Source organism: Actinomyces sp. ICM39, from assembly GCF_000282935.1.
GTDB classification, from domain to species: Bacteria; Actinomycetota; Actinomycetes; order Actinomycetales; family Actinomycetaceae; genus Pauljensenia; species Pauljensenia odontolytica_B.
In genome coordinates this window covers 1-13,592 of the sequence record NZ_ALCB01000123.1, presented here as the reverse complement: position 1 = coordinate 13,592, position 13,592 = coordinate 1, and the positions used below count along the sequence as shown (strand labels likewise).

Here is a 13,592-nt window from a genome sequence, read left to right as displayed (position 1 = left end):
GGACGGCTCGCGGGCGGGCCGCCGCCCACGGCGCAGCCCGGCCCCACGGCCGGGCCATTCGGCGCCCGGAACACCAGCGCGTGATGAGCGGGCGATAAGTGGTCGATGAGCGCGTGATGAGCGGGCGGACAGGGATCCTACCGCGCGGAAAGCGGGCGGTGGAAAGAGCGGGCGACAGTCTGGCAGGAAATCAGTGCCCGGAGGCGTCGAAGTCGAACAGGGCCATCGAGGAGTAGATGCCCGAGGGGTCAATGCGGTCCAGACGGAAGCCGGGAACGATCCACGAGGCCTCGACGGTCGCGCCGATGTCGAGTGCAAGATCTAGGGCGATGTCGTCCACGTCCTGTGCCAGCGTCACGTGCGGGTGGTACGGGAATCGCGTGTCGTGGTCGAGGGGGCCGGAGCGGATTTCCTCGGCGAGATCCGTGCAGGCGGAGGCGCCCTCGGCCAGCGTCATGAAGGCAACGTTGGAGACGGGGCGGAAGGAATCAGTGCCGGACAATGTGACCCGGAAGGGGGCGTGGCGCGAGGCGATCGAGCGCAGGTGGTCGATGACCTCGGCGCGCGCTTCTCGTGCGACGGGCGTGGGTGGCATCAGCGTGATGTGCGCGGGGATGCGTGATCCGGCCAGGTCCCCCAGGCGTAGGCGCAGGTCGGTGAGCTGTGTGACCCACGGTTCGGGGATCGCGACGACGACGCCGAGCCAGTCCTGGCCGGGGAGTCGTTGGGGGAGGAACATGGGGCCTGCCTGTGTCGCGGTTGTGGTGGCTCCACTGTACCGGGTGTCGGGGTGGGTTCGATGAGGCCGTAGCGCTTGAAGGGTGTGAGGGCGTTCACGTAGCCTTGGGGAAGTGAGACCAAGGAGGATCTTGTGACTGATCTTGTGTGGGCCGACGCCGCTACTCCCGATGAAGGGGCCGCGCAGGCCGCAGACCTGTTCCGTGACGCGTTTGGCTACGAGCCTCGTGGCGTGTGGAGCGCGCCCGGGCGTGTCAACATCATTGGCGAGCACGTGGACTACAACGGCGGTCCGTGCGTTCCGATTGCACTGCCGCACCGCGCCTACGTGGCGCTGTCGCCTCGTGAGGATCGGACGATACGCCTGATTTCGCCGCAGACGCGCGAGGCGATCGACGTCCTCGATCTCGACGTGATCGGCCCGAAGGGGACGCCCGGCGAGGTGACTAACCACTGGACCGCGTACCTGGCTGGCGTTGCGTGGGCGCTCGAGCAGGCCGGATACGGGCCCCTGCCCGGTTTTGATGCGGCCCTGTGGTCGTGCGTGCCTCTGGGCGGAGGCCTCTCGTCGAGCGCCGCGCTCGAGTGTGCAACCGCGGTCGCCCTCGACGAGGTGTGCTCGCTGGGTCTTGCGGGCACGATCGAGGCCCCCAACGACGAGGGACGCAAGGTCCTCGTGGACGCGGCGCGCGCCGCGGAAAACCAGGTGGCGGGTGCGAACACGGGTGGCCTGGACCAGACGGCGTCGCTGCGATGCAGCGAGGGGCACGCGCTGGCCCTCGACTGCCGCGACATGTCGACGCGCCAGGTTCCCTTCGACCTGAGCGCGGTCGGCCTCGAGCTTCTTGTCATCGATACGCGTGCCAAGCATTCGCTGGCGGATGGCCAGTACGGGTCGCGCCGTGCGGACTGCGAGGAGTCGGCGCGCATCCTGGGAGTGGGTCAGCTCGTGGACGTGGAGGACCTGGACGAGGCCACGGCTGCGCTGGGCAATGAGCGCCTGGCTGCGCGCACGCGTCACGTCGTCTCCGAGATCGCGCGGACGCGCGCCTTTATCGAGCTTCTCGACGAGGGGCCGCTCGAGGGGACGCGACTGGCGGTCGCGGGCGCCCTCCTCAACGATTCGCATGACTCTCTGCGCGACGACTACGAGGTCTCCTGCGAGGAGCTGGACGTGGCCGTGGAGGCTGCCCGCGCTGCGGGCGCGCACGGAGCACGCATGACGGGCGGAGGCTTCGGCGGTAGCGCGATCGCGCTTGTCGATGCGCACTCCGTGGAGGGCGTGGCGCGAGCCGTCGCGGCCGCCTACGCGGAGCGAGGCTGGGAGCCTCCCCACTTCATCCGATCCCTCCCGGGACCTCCCGCCGGACGCCTGGACTGAGCAATCTGTGACAAACCGAGGGGCCGGTGCTTCAGCATTTGAAGCACCGGCCCCGGCCTCGTTACACTGAGGACCAGCAGACACGAGGGAAGGACATTCCGATGGGGATCAGCAAACGAGCATGGCAGGTAGCGGGCGCGGCAGCCGGCGGCGCGAGCCTCTTCGGCGGCGGCCTGGCGATTGGGCGTCTCCTGCGGCTGGACTCCCAGCGCGGTGACTACCGCAAGGCCTGGGAAAACCACAACCTGGCGACCCTGGAACGCCTGCGCCAGCTCGACGAACATCCCGAGGGCGAGCGTCCATACCTGATCGTCTCCCTCGGCGACTCCTCCGTGCAGGGCGTGGGCGCCTCGCGCGTCACCGAGTCCTACCCGGCCCGCCTCGCCTCATCTATCGCCGCGCAGATGGACCGCGAGGTCCTTCTGCTCAACCTGTCCCTCTCCGGGGCCACGATCGAGTCCGTGGAACTCACTCAGATTCCGCAGATGCGCGGCCTGGGTCTGCTGGACGGCCCGTACAGCCCCGACTTGGTGACGCTGACCATCGGCGGCAACGACGTCATGACCGAGGACATGGCCCCCGGCCAGTTCGAAGAGCGCCTGCGTCGAGTCCTGGCCGCCCTGCCCGCGAACGCCCTCGTCTCCACGATTCCGTCCTTCGGCATCATGCCTCAGGAAAGTCGCGCGCAGGATATGTCCGACCGTATCGCGGCGGCCGTCTCCGACAGCGACGCGACCGTCGTCGATCTGCGCTCCCTGACGCAGGAATACTCCCTGCCGACCTACACGTTCGCCTACCACGCTGCGGACTTCTTCCACCCGAATTCGGCGGCCTACACCAAGTGGGCACAGCTCTTCGCCGACGCGTGGGCCGCGTCTCGACGTGAGGCAGCCCCCGTCGTCGAGGACGCCCCCCAGTGGGACATGCTCTCGGCGCGGGTGGCACAATCGGAGTATGACGACTGACGGACCGTGGCTCGTCGTCGGGTTAGGTAACCCCGGCGCGCAGTATGCCTCCACCCGACACAACGTCGGGTACTTGACCCTCGACGTGCTCGCCTCGCGCGGCGGCGCGACCCTCACCTCGCACCGCTCGCGCACGCACACCGCCGATGTCCGCCTCGGTATTGGCCCCGGTGGCGTTCCTGGACCGCGCGTGATTCTCGCGCGCTCCGACAGCTACATGAACACCTCCGGTGGGCCGATCAGCGCGCTCGCCACCTTCCACAAGATCGAGCCCTCGCGCATCCTCGTCATCCACGACGACATGGACCTGCCCGCGCACACGCTGCGCCTCAAGGTCGGCGGGGGCGAGGGCGGCCACAACGGCCTGAAGTCCCTCAGCCAGCACCTGGGCACGCGCGACTACGCGCGCCTGCGCATCGGCGTGGGCCGCCCGCCGGGGCGCATGGACCCCGCCGACTACGTGCTCGCCACCCTGCCTTCCAAGGAACGCCCCGACTGGGACGTGACCTTCGAGCAGGCCGCCGACGTCGTCGAAGACATCGTGACCAAGGGATTCGCCCCCACCCAGATGGCCCTGCACACCGGGTCCTGATCGAGGCGGCGCCCCCTGGGCGTCGCCGCGCACCCTCACCGCGAAAGGCAGCGCGTGCTACTCACCGGACTCCTCCCGGACATCACCACCGATCCCGCGATCGAGACGGCCATCGACTCCGTCGAAGCCGGCCGTTCCGGCACGATCGTCGCGCCCGTCGGCATCCGGCCGCCTCTCCTTGCGGCCGTCGCCTCGCGCGCGGCCACGCCCCTCGTGGTCCTGACGGCCACCGGGCGTGACGCCGAATCGCTGACCAACGCCCTGGCCTCGTGGATCCCGGGCGTGGCCATGCTGCCCGCGTGGGAGACCCTGCCCCACGAGCGACTCTCGCCCCAGGTCGACACGATGGCGCGTCGCATCGCCGTCCTGCGCCGCCTCGTCCACCCGGTCAAGGGAGACGACAGTGCCGGTCCGCTGTCGGTCCTCGTCGTCCCCATCCGAGCTTTCCTCCAGCCGATCATCTCCGGCCTGGCTGACCTCGAACCAGTGCGCGTGCGTACCGGCGACATCCTGGACCTCACCGAGACCACGAATCGTCTGGCTGAGCTGGGCTACGAGCGCGTCGACATGGTCGAAGGCCGCGGCCAGATGAGTGTGCGCGGTGGCATCCTCGACGTTTTTCCGCCCCAGGAACCCCATCCCCTGCGTGTGGAGCTGTGGGGCGACGAAGTCGACGACATCCGCGCCTTCTCCGTCTCCGACCAGCGAACCCTCGGCGAGGCCGCCGACGGCCTGTGGGCCGTTCCCTGCCGTGAGCTTCTCCTCACGCAGGCCGTGCGCGCCCGCGCACGTGAGGCCGCCGACCGCCTGCCCGGCGCCGCCGAGATGCTCAGCCTCGCCGCCGAAGGAATCGCCGCACCCGGCATCGAATCCCTGGCGCCCATCCTCGTGGGCGGCATGGAGTCCCTCCTTGACCTGCTGCCCGCGGGCTCGCCGATCCTCGCCTCCGACCCCGAACGCATCCGTGCCCGCGCCGCCGACCTTGTCGCCACGACCGAGGAGTTCCTCGCCGCCGCGTGGAGCGCCGCCGCCGGGGGAGCAGACACCCCGCTCGAGGCCTCCAAGGCCTCGTTCCTCGACCTGTCCGACCTGTGGGGGAGTGGGACGCGCCCCTGGTGGGAGCTCACCGACCTGCCGCCCGCCGACCTAGCCTCCGCGATCAACGAGGCCGACTCGCCCTCAGCGGACGGCCCCGCGCCCGTCGTCGTCTCTCCCACCCTCATGCGCGTGGGTGCCCGCGACGTACACCCCTACCGCGGAGACTTCGCCCGAGCCGCCGCCGACCTCACTGACCTGGCCCGCGACGGCTGGCGTATCGTCGTCACCACCGAAGGCCCCGGCCCCGGCCGACGCATCCGCTCCATCCTCACCGACGCCTCGTGCCCGGCCGCGCTCGCGGACAACGTGGAAGCGCGCCCCGACCCCGGCCTCGTGACCATTACGACCGCGCAGGCTGGCGTCGGCTTCGTCGCGCCCCACCTCAAGGTCGCGATCCTCACCGAAGGCGACCTCACCGGGCGAGCGGGAGCATCCACGCGCGATATGCGCCGCATGCCCTCGCGCAGGCGCAAGGGCGTCGACCCGCTGACCCTGCACCCCGGGGACTACATCGTCCACGACCAGCACGGCATTGGACGCTTCATCGAGCTGGTCTCCCGCACGATCGGCCGCGGTGATGCCGCCTCGACGCGCGACTACCTGGTCATCGAATACGCGCCCTCCAAGCGAGGCCAGCCCGCCGACCGGCTCTTCGTGCCCACCGACGCGCTGGACCAGATCTCGAAGTACACCGGATCCGACGAGCCCTCGCTGACCAAGATGGGCGGCGCCGACTGGGCCAAGACCAAGGCCCGCGCGAAGAAAGCCGTCAACGAGGTCGCCAAGGAACTCATCCGCCTGTACGCCGTGCGCCAGCAGACCAAGGGCCACGCTTTCGGCCCCGACACCCCCTGGCAGCGCGAACTCGAAGACGCCTTCCCCTACGTCGAGACCCCCGACCAGCTCGTCACCATCGACGAGGTCAAGGCCGACATGGAAAAGCCTGTCCCCATGGACCGCCTGCTCACCGGCGACGTCGGCTACGGCAAGACGGAAATCGCCGTGCGCGCCGCCTTCAAGGCCATCCAGGACGGCTATCAGGCCGCCGTCCTCGTGCCCACGACCCTGCTGGTCACCCAGCACGCGGAAACCTTCGCCGAGCGCTACGCGGGCTTCCCCGTGCGCATCGGCACGCTCTCGCGCTTCTCGACCCCGAAGGAAACCGAGGAGGTCAAGGCGGGGCTGGCCTCGGGCGAGGTTGACCTGGTCATCGGCACCCACTCGCTGCTGACCGGTACCGTTTCGTTCAAGAAGCTCGGCCTTGTCATCATTGACGAGGAGCAGCGCTTCGGCGTCGAGCACAAGGAGACGCTCAAGGCCCTGCGCACCGACGTCGACGTCCTGTCGATGTCCGCCACGCCTATCCCGCGCACCCTTGAGATGGCGATCTCCGGCATCCGCGAGATGTCGATCCTCCAGACCCCGCCCGAGGAACGCCAGCCGGTCCTGACTTTCGTCGGCGCCTACACGGACGCCCAGGTCAGCGCCGCGATCCGGCGCGAACTCCTGCGCGACGGCCAGGTCTTCTACGTGCACAACCGCGTCGACTCGATCTCTTCGGTCGCCGCCCACATCACCGAGCTAGTGCCCGAGGCGCGCGTGCGCACCGCCCACGGAAAGATGAACGAGCACCAGCTCGAGGCCGTCATTCAGGACTTCTGGAACCACGAGTTTGACGTCCTCGTGTGTACGACCATCGTCGAGACCGGCCTGGACATCTCCAACGCGAATACGCTCATCGTGGATCGCGCCGACACCTTTGGCCTGTCTCAGCTTCACCAGCTGCGCGGGCGCGTCGGACGAGGCCGCGAACGTGCCTACGCGTACTTCTTCTACCCCGGCGACAAGGCGCTCACCGAGACCGCGCACGAGCGCCTCAAGACGATCGCCGCCAACACCGAGCTGGGAGCAGGCCTGGCCGTCGCCCAGCGCGACCTTGAGATCCGAGGCGCTGGAAACCTCCTGGGAGGGGCCCAGTCGGGCCACGTCGAAGGCGTCGGATTCGACCTGTACGTGCGCATGGTCTCCGACGCGGTCGCCGCCTACCGAGGCGACGCCCCCACCGAAAAGACGGACGTGCGCATGGACCTGCAGGTCGACGCACACATTCCCGACGGCTACGTGCGCGGCGAGCGCCTACGCCTGGAGGTCTACGCCAAGATCGCGGCCATCTCCACGCCCGAACAGGAAGCGGACGTGCGCGAGGAACTCGTCGACCGATACGGTCCGATCCCGCCCCAGGTCGACCTGCTCTTCGCCGTCGCGCGTCTGCGCGAGATCGTGCGCCGCGCGGGGATCACCGAAATCGTCACGCAGGGCAAGTACCTGCGCGTCTCGCCCGTTGAACTGCGTGATTCCCAGGTCATGCGCCTCAAGCGCCTGCACCCTGGAACGGTCATTAAAGCCGCCGTTCGTCAGGTTCTCGTGCCGCTACCGCTCACCTCGCGCGTCGGTGGATCACCGCTCACCGACGGCCCGCTCCTGGAGTGGGTGGAGACTCTGGTGACCAAGATTCTCGTGCCTTTTGGCGAGTAGTGCCTGTGGTGGAATACACTGGTCCTATTGCGTTGCAACACATCTGAGGAAGGAATGCTCGTGCGCTACACACGCCAGCTCGCCACCGCCGCCCTGATTGTGGCCGCAGGACTGGGAATGGGGGCGTGCTCCGCCCATCCCGGTGCTGCAGTCAGCACCTCCAACGGCGACTACAGCATTGCGGAAGTTGACGAGGCTGTCGCCCAGCTCAATGCAGTGACGGGCGGGCAGAGTGGGGTTGGCGCACAGCAGGTGCGTGCCTCTCTCGTCAATGGTCCGCAGCTCCAGGCCGTGGGGGCCGCCGTGGGCGTCGCTGTGACCGATGAGCAGATCGATGTCACTATCGCTCAAATAGCGCAGAAGGCTGGCGGTCAAGTCCCCGAGCTTAGCCGAGCGACGCGTGAGGCCGTGCGCTCCATGTTCCTGGGCCAGAGGCTTAGCGAGTTCGCAAATGCGAATCCGGCTGCCGCGTCGACCATGAACGAGGTCTTCGCACAGGCCCGCGCAACGTCCGACGCACGCATTAACCCGCGTTTCACTCAGCCGTCACTGGGTGGAGGTCAGGCTCCTGCGACGCCTCTGTTCGGCGACGCCGTCTCAGGTGGCCAGCAGGATCCCATGACTGCGCTGATGGGCGGTACCGCCCACTAATGAGCGTGTGAGTATTCGCTCACAGTGCCTCTGGCAGGGACTAATGTCGCTTGCCCGGGCACAAAACGAGGGGTGAAAGTCCCTCACAACATAACGTCCCCCTCGCCGGGGGTGACCACATATGGCGGTCCGTATTACCGTTGTACTGACCGCTTCCACGCAACAACATCGATTGGAGAATGACGTGGCAGTTATTGAAGGCATTGGTGCACGCGAGATCCTTGACTCGCGCGGTAACCCGACCGTTGAGGTCGAGGTCGTCCTCGAGGACGGCACCGCTGCGCGCGCGTCCGTTCCCTCCGGCGCGTCCACCGGCGCGTTCGAGGCCGTCGAGCGTCGCGATGGCGACAAGGGCCGCTACCTCGGCAAGGGCGTCCAGGACGCCGTTGACGCCGTCGTCGAGCAGATCGCTCCCGAGCTCATCGGCGAGGAAGCTGACGATCAGCGCTACATCGACCAGGCCATGATCGACCTGGACGGCACCCCCAACAAGGCTAAGCTCGGCGCGAACGCCATCCTCGGCGTCTCCCTCGCCGTCGCCAAGGCCGCCGCGAAGTACGCGGACCTGCCCCTGTACAAGTACCTGGGCGGCCCCAACGCTCACGTCCTGCCCGTCCCCATGATGAACATCCTCAACGGTGGCTCCCACGCGGACTCCAACGTTGACATCCAGGAGTTCATGATTGCCCCCATCGGCGCTCCCTCCTTCCGTGAGGCTCTGCGCTGGGGCGCCGAGGTCTACCACACGCTCAAGGGCGTCGTGAAGGACCGCGGCCTGTCCACCGGTCTGGGCGACGAGGGCGGCTTCGCCCCCAACCTGGACTCCAACGCTGAGGCTCTCGACCTGATCGTCTCCGCGATCGAGAAGGCCGGCCTGAAGCCGGGCGAGGACGTTGCCCTGGCCCTGGACGTTGCCTCCTCCGAGTTCTTCAAGGACGGCCTGTACCAGTTCGAGGGCGAAGGCCGCTCGACCGACTACATGGTGGAGTACTACGAGAAGCTGATCTCGAACTACCCGCTGGTCTCCATCGAGGACCCGCTGTCCGAGGACGAGTGGGACGCCTGGAAGGCCCTGACCTCCGAGATCGGCGGCCGCGTGCAGCTCGTCGGCGACGACCTGTTCGTCACCAACCCCGCTCGCCTGAAGAAGGGCATCGAGCTGGGCGCCGCGAACGCGCTGCTCGTCAAGGTGAACCAGATTGGCTCGCTGACCGAGACCCTCGACGCCGTCGAGGAAGCGCACCGCAACGGCTACCGTTCGATGACCTCGCACCGCTCCGGTGAGACCGAGGACACCACGATCGCCGACCTGGCTGTCGCCACCAACTCCGGCCAGATCAAGACCGGTGCTCCCGCCCGTTCCGAGCGCGTCGCCAAGTACAACCAGCTGCTGCGCATCGAGGAGCAGCTGGGCGAGGCCGCCGTTTACGCCGGCCGCTCTGCCTTCCCTCGCTTCAAGTGAGCCTAGGCAACTAGCCGCATAGCTCCGCGCGGACCCGCAAGGGTCCGCGCGGAGTCTTTTTCACGGCGTGGGGCTGAGCCAAAGACGTCAACTTAGGGCACGATAGAAGAATGGCTAGTCGTCGTCCTTCTTCCCGCCCCTCCTCGCGTCGTCGCTCCTCCGCTTCGGAGGTAGCGCGTACGACGCGTGAGATTAACGCGGAAAAATCGCGTCAGCGCAGGGCTGCGGCGAAGGCCGCGAAGTCCTCGAAGGGGGACGAGGCCTCGGTAAAGAAGCGCGTGAAGGTGGCGAAGCAGGAGAAGCCGGAGGGCTCGGGCCGCCGTTTTTTCCGCTCGCGCAAGCGGACGGAGAAGAAAGCGTCGACGCGGCCCGTAGGGGAGGGGCGCTCCGTCCTGTCGATCGGCGGCCTGGATGTGTCGACGCGCCTCGTCGTCGTCCTCACTGTCGCGGCGATCCTGTCCGTCATGCTGGTGCCCAGCCTGTACCAGTGGTGGCAGCAGGAACGCGAGCTGGCGCAGATCAAGGCCCAGGTGGCCGAGCAGCAGCAGAAGAACGCTGACATGCAGCGACAGCTGGATCTGTGGAACGACCCCGACTATATCTCCACGCAGGCGCGCGAGCGCCTCGGTTACGTGCGACCCGGTGAGACCCAATACACGGTGGTGGATCCGGGGCCGCAATACCAGGACTCCGCCTTGGCGGCGGCAGCGGCGTCGACCGGACCGGCGCGCCCCTGGGTGCAGCAGCTCGCTATCCTAGTGGGGAAGGCGGATCAGCCGCCCAACACGACGCCTATCCCGTCGGCTGACACCAGCCAGTCGGGCCAGGCGACTACCACCGGCCAAGAAAGCGGAGAATGAGCCTCGTTAACACCACCGACGCAACCGAAGAGGACCTGGAGGTCCTGCGTTCCCAGCTGGGCCGCGTGCCCCGCGGAGTCGTTGGTATCGCCGCGCGCTGCGTGTGCGGTCGACCCACTGTCGTGGCTACCGCTCCTCGTCTGCCCGATGGGACTCCTTTCCCCACGACCTACTACCTGACGCACCCGGCCGCGGTGAAGGGCGCCTCGACCCTCGAGGCGGAACACGTCATGGAGACCCTCAACGAGGAACTCGCCGTCGATGAGGAGCTGCGTGCCGCATACGCGCGTGCGCATCAGGCCTACATCGATGCGCGCCTGAGCCTGGGTGACGTCCCCGAGATCTCGGGTGTTAGCGCGGGCGGCATGCCCACGCGCGTCAAGTGTCTGCACGCTCTCGTTGGCCACTCCCTGGCCGCGGGTCCCGGCGTCAATCCCATCGGGGATCGTGCGCTTGCGATGCTCGCTGAGCGTGGCCTGTTCTCCACCGAGCGCTGCTCCTGCTGAGTGGCCCCTCCGAAGTTCGCCCCGGCCTCGTCCGGGACTCATCTCACGAGAAACGAAGCAATGACCCGCGTAGCTGCCATTGACTGTGGAACCAATTCGATCCGACTGCTCGTTGCCGACGGACACATCGACGAGAATGGACGCCCTCAACTCGCCGACCTGACCCGCCAGATGCGCATCGTGCGCCTGGGACAGGGCGTCGATGCGCGCGGGTACCTGGATCCTGCGGCGATTGAGCGCACGGTCGAGGCCACCGTCGAATATCAGCGCATGATCGAGGCCCTGGGCGCGACCCGCACCCGTTTTGTGGCGACCTCGGCGACGCGTGATGCCTCCAACAGCGCGGACTTCGTGCGCCAGATCAAGGCCGTCATCGGCGTGGAACCCGAGGTCGTCGTCGGCACGGAGGAAGCATCCCTGTCCTTCAATGGCGCGGTGAGCGGCCTGGGTGAGTCCGTGACTGCCCCGATGCTGGTCGTCGACATCGGCGGCGGCTCGACTGAGCTCGTGCTGGGTGCGACCCGCGTCGAGCAGGCGATCTCGATCGACATGGGTGCCGTGCGCGTCACCGAGAAGTTCTTCTCCCACGTGGACCCGGCAGGCGGAGTCCCCATCGAGGATCAGGAGCGCGCGATCGCGTGGATCGACGAGCAGCTTGATCGCGCCGAAAAGTCCGTGGACCTGACGCGCGTGCGCAGCCTCGTGGGTGTCGCGGGCACGGTCACCACCCTGACCGCCCAGGCGCTGGGGCTCACCTCCTACCAGCCCGAGCGGATCCACGGTGCCCGACTGAGCGCCGCCCAGTTCGACGAGGCCGTGCGCTTCATGGTCGATCAGCCGACGTCCGTGAAGGCCTCCCTGGGCTTCATGCCGGAGGGACGCGAAGACGTCATCGCTGCCGGAGCGCTCATCTGGAGCCGCATCGTCACGCGAGTGCTCGCGCGTGCCCAGGCCGCCGGTCACCCGATCGAGCAGGTGGTCACTTCCGAGCATGACATCCTCGATGGCATCGCCCAGGCGATGATCTGAGCGGAGCTTGAGGCGAGCGCCTGCCTCCCGTAGGCTGGACGTGCGCCCGACGCGCCCCCGTGGCCCAATTGGCAGAGGCAACCGACTTAAAATCGGTGTGTTGTGGGTTCGAGTCCCACCGGGGGTACCATTCGCAGTCTTCATCGACGAGGCCGTGGCCCGTGATGCGCACACCGTCCCTCGTGTGGACGCAGGGTTGCGCTGCGCGCATAATGGTGCGTTTCCCACCCGTGGGTCCCTCGTGCGACAATAGAGGCAGCACATCACTGACCAAGGAGGAAATATGGCCAACCCGGTGATGAACTCGATCGTCAAAGACTGGTCGACCCAGCAGACGACTCCCGCCGGATACCCCGCGATGCCCGGGTACCAGCCCGCCTCGCAGCAGGCGCAGAACCCCTACGGTGGCTCGACGAACCCCTACGCGCAGGGCGGTGCCGATGCGCAGTACGGCTACGCGACCGGTTCGACGGAGTACGCCGCACAGAACACCTACCCGGCGCCTCAGGGCGCGCCCGTCTACGGCCTCCCCCAGGGCCAGCAGGGCGGCTACGAGACCTCCATGGACTCCTACGAGGCGATGCTGAATGCGCCCGCCGCCGACGCGGTGGACCGCGGGGCGATGACCTACGACGACGTCGTGGTCAAGTCCCTCATGTGCTTCGGCCTGCTTCTCGTGGGCGCGGTGGCCGGATGGATGACGGGCATCGTTGCGCTGAGCGCTGCCATGCTTGTGGCCTTCGCTGCTTGCGCCGTGACGCTGGGCCTCGCCCTGTTCATCCAGTTCTCCAAGAAGGTGCGTCCCGGCGCAATCGTCGTGTACTCGCTCGTTGAGGGCTTTGTCCTCGGAGCGCTGTCCTGCGCCTTCGAAATGATGTACCCGGGCATCGTGGTGAGCGCCGTTCTGGCGACCCTCGTGGTGATTGGTGTGACACTGGGTGCCTTCACGATGGGCTTCGTGCGCAACTCGAACACGCTCACCCGAGTCGCGGGCATCGGCTCCTTCGCGTTCTTCATCTACTACATGGCGAGCCTATTCCTGTCGGGCACCGGCCTCGTGAACATGGCGGTCGTTCGCAACATCACCGTCTTCGGGATCCCGCTCGGCATCATCATCGGCGTCCTCGCGGTCTTCATCGGAGTGCTGTGCGTCGTGCGCGACTTTGATGCCGTCAAGGTCGGCGTCGCCAACAACGTGCCTGAGAAGTACTCGTGGCTGTGCACCTTCGCCATCATGACCGATGTCATCTGGATCTACCTTGAGATCCTCAAGATCCTGTCCTACTTCATGCGCCGCGACTGACGTGCCGCCTCACTGAAACCCTTAAGGAAAGACATTATGGAAAACATCTCTGTGACCGGCGAATTCGGCCGTAAGCCCGTCCTCTCCTTCGACGGAACCCCCTCCGACGAGCTCGTCGTCGAGGTCCTCCACGCTGGCGATGGCCAGGAGGTCGAGGCCGGCGACACCATCACCTGCCACTACTACGGCGCGGTCTTCGGCTCGAAGGCGGACTTCGATAACTCCTTCGACCGCGGCGGCGCCCTGTCTTTCCAGATCGGCGTCGGCATGGTCATCCCCGGCTGGGATGAGGGCCTCGTGGGCAAGCGCGTGGGCGACCGCGTCCTGCTGTCCATCCCCGCTGAACTCGGCTACGGTGAGCGTGGCGTCCCGCAGGCGGGCATCCCCGGCGGCGCGACCCTCGTGTTCGTCACCGACATCCTCGGCGTGAACTGATCTCATGGCCAATGCGGGGCGGGTCGGCACATTCGTG

12 protein-coding genes and 1 tRNA gene are annotated in these 13,592 nt (G+C 67.4%); 12 read left to right on the top strand and 1 reads right to left on the bottom strand.

All coding sequences use genetic code 11. From position 1 onward, the window contains the following. Nucleotides 1–190: 190 nt before the first annotated feature. The gene (locus HMPREF1137_RS08130; RefSeq protein ID WP_009054168.1) at nucleotides 191–739 is read right to left on the bottom strand and encodes a 2'-5' RNA ligase family protein; all 549 of its coding nucleotides are present in this window, start codon (nucleotides 737–739) and stop codon (nucleotides 191–193) included. Nucleotides 740–871: 132 nt separating this feature from the next. Between HMPREF1137_RS08130 and galK the strand changes: the two genes are divergently transcribed. From galK to HMPREF1137_RS08070, 12 genes are all read left to right on the top strand, one after another. Continuing rightward, nucleotides 872–2,119 (top strand): galactokinase, encoded by a 1,248-nt coding sequence (gene galK / locus HMPREF1137_RS08125; protein ID WP_009054165.1) that lies wholly within the window; start codon nucleotides 872–874, stop codon nucleotides 2,117–2,119. 101 nt (nucleotides 2,120–2,220) lie between these two features. Further along, nucleotides 2,221–3,084, top strand: coding sequence for an SGNH/GDSL hydrolase family protein (locus HMPREF1137_RS08120; RefSeq protein ID WP_009054156.1), 864 nt, complete (start codon nucleotides 2,221–2,223; stop codon nucleotides 3,082–3,084). Beyond that, nucleotides 3,074–3,676 carry an aminoacyl-tRNA hydrolase gene (gene pth, locus HMPREF1137_RS08115; RefSeq protein ID WP_034497462.1) on the top strand — a complete coding sequence of 201 codons (603 nt, stop codon included), beginning with the start codon at nucleotides 3,074–3,076 and terminating at the stop codon, nucleotides 3,674–3,676. The genes HMPREF1137_RS08120 and pth overlap by 11 nt, the downstream gene beginning before the upstream one ends. A gap of 54 nt (nucleotides 3,677–3,730) precedes the next feature. Then, nucleotides 3,731–7,309: a transcription-repair coupling factor gene (gene mfd, locus HMPREF1137_RS08110; RefSeq protein ID WP_009054160.1), complete on the top strand. Its 3,579-nt coding sequence runs from the start codon at nucleotides 3,731–3,733 to the stop codon at nucleotides 7,307–7,309. Between the two features lie 54 nt (nucleotides 7,310–7,363). Further along, nucleotides 7,364–7,960: a hypothetical protein gene (locus tag HMPREF1137_RS08105; RefSeq protein ID WP_009054166.1), complete on the top strand. Its 597-nt coding sequence runs from the start codon at nucleotides 7,364–7,366 to the stop codon at nucleotides 7,958–7,960. Between the two features lie 184 nt (nucleotides 7,961–8,144). Beyond that, the gene (gene eno, locus HMPREF1137_RS08100; RefSeq protein ID WP_034497459.1) at nucleotides 8,145–9,422 is read left to right on the top strand and encodes a phosphopyruvate hydratase; all 1,278 of its coding nucleotides are present in this window, start codon (nucleotides 8,145–8,147) and stop codon (nucleotides 9,420–9,422) included. Between the two features lie 110 nt (nucleotides 9,423–9,532). Next, a complete protein-coding gene (locus HMPREF1137_RS08095; RefSeq protein WP_009054169.1) occupies nucleotides 9,533–10,282 on the top strand; it encodes an FtsB family cell division protein in 750 nt (249 codons plus the stop codon). Beyond that, on the top strand, nucleotides 10,279–10,788 hold the full coding sequence (locus HMPREF1137_RS08090) for a DUF501 domain-containing protein (protein WP_009054162.1): 510 nt from the start codon (nucleotides 10,279–10,281) through the stop codon (nucleotides 10,786–10,788). The genes HMPREF1137_RS08095 and HMPREF1137_RS08090 overlap by 4 nt, the downstream gene beginning before the upstream one ends. A 60-nt stretch (nucleotides 10,789–10,848) precedes the next feature. Beyond that, nucleotides 10,849–11,817: a Ppx/GppA phosphatase family protein gene (locus tag HMPREF1137_RS08085; protein ID WP_009054163.1), complete on the top strand. Its 969-nt coding sequence runs from the start codon at nucleotides 10,849–10,851 to the stop codon at nucleotides 11,815–11,817. 53 nt (nucleotides 11,818–11,870) lie between these two features. After that, a tRNA-Leu gene (locus HMPREF1137_RS08080) sits at nucleotides 11,871–11,947 on the top strand. Between the two features lie 153 nt (nucleotides 11,948–12,100). Continuing rightward, on the top strand, nucleotides 12,101–13,120 hold the full coding sequence (locus tag HMPREF1137_RS08075) for a Bax inhibitor-1/YccA family protein (RefSeq protein ID WP_009054176.1): 1,020 nt from the start codon (nucleotides 12,101–12,103) through the stop codon (nucleotides 13,118–13,120). Nucleotides 13,121–13,156: 36 nt separating this feature from the next. Then, nucleotides 13,157–13,555: an FKBP-type peptidyl-prolyl cis-trans isomerase gene (locus tag HMPREF1137_RS08070; RefSeq protein ID WP_009054172.1), complete on the top strand. Its 399-nt coding sequence runs from the start codon at nucleotides 13,157–13,159 to the stop codon at nucleotides 13,553–13,555. Nucleotides 13,556–13,592 lie beyond the last annotated feature (37 nt).

What these genes read in the sequence shown, in the direction of transcription:
- HMPREF1137_RS08130 (WP_009054168.1), bottom strand. Translation starts at nt 739, where the DNA reads ATGTTCCTCCCCCAACGACTCCCCGGCCAGGACTGGCTCGGCGTCGTC.
- HMPREF1137_RS08120 (WP_009054156.1), top strand. Translation starts at nt 2,221, where the DNA reads ATGGGGATCAGCAAACGAGCATGGCAGGTAGCGGGCGCGGCAGCCGGC.
- pth (WP_034497462.1), top strand. Translation starts at nt 3,074, where the DNA reads ATGACGACTGACGGACCGTGGCTCGTCGTCGGGTTAGGTAACCCCGGC.
- HMPREF1137_RS08105 (WP_009054166.1), top strand. Translation starts at nt 7,364, where the DNA reads ATGCTCGTGCGCTACACACGCCAGCTCGCCACCGCCGCCCTGATTGTG.
- HMPREF1137_RS08095 (WP_009054169.1), top strand. Translation starts at nt 9,533, where the DNA reads ATGGCTAGTCGTCGTCCTTCTTCCCGCCCCTCCTCGCGTCGTCGCTCC.
- HMPREF1137_RS08090 (WP_009054162.1), top strand. Translation starts at nt 10,279, where the DNA reads ATGAGCCTCGTTAACACCACCGACGCAACCGAAGAGGACCTGGAGGTC.
- HMPREF1137_RS08085 (WP_009054163.1), top strand. Translation starts at nt 10,849, where the DNA reads ATGACCCGCGTAGCTGCCATTGACTGTGGAACCAATTCGATCCGACTG.
- HMPREF1137_RS08075 (WP_009054176.1), top strand. Translation starts at nt 12,101, where the DNA reads ATGGCCAACCCGGTGATGAACTCGATCGTCAAAGACTGGTCGACCCAG.
- HMPREF1137_RS08070 (WP_009054172.1), top strand. Translation starts at nt 13,157, where the DNA reads ATGGAAAACATCTCTGTGACCGGCGAATTCGGCCGTAAGCCCGTCCTC.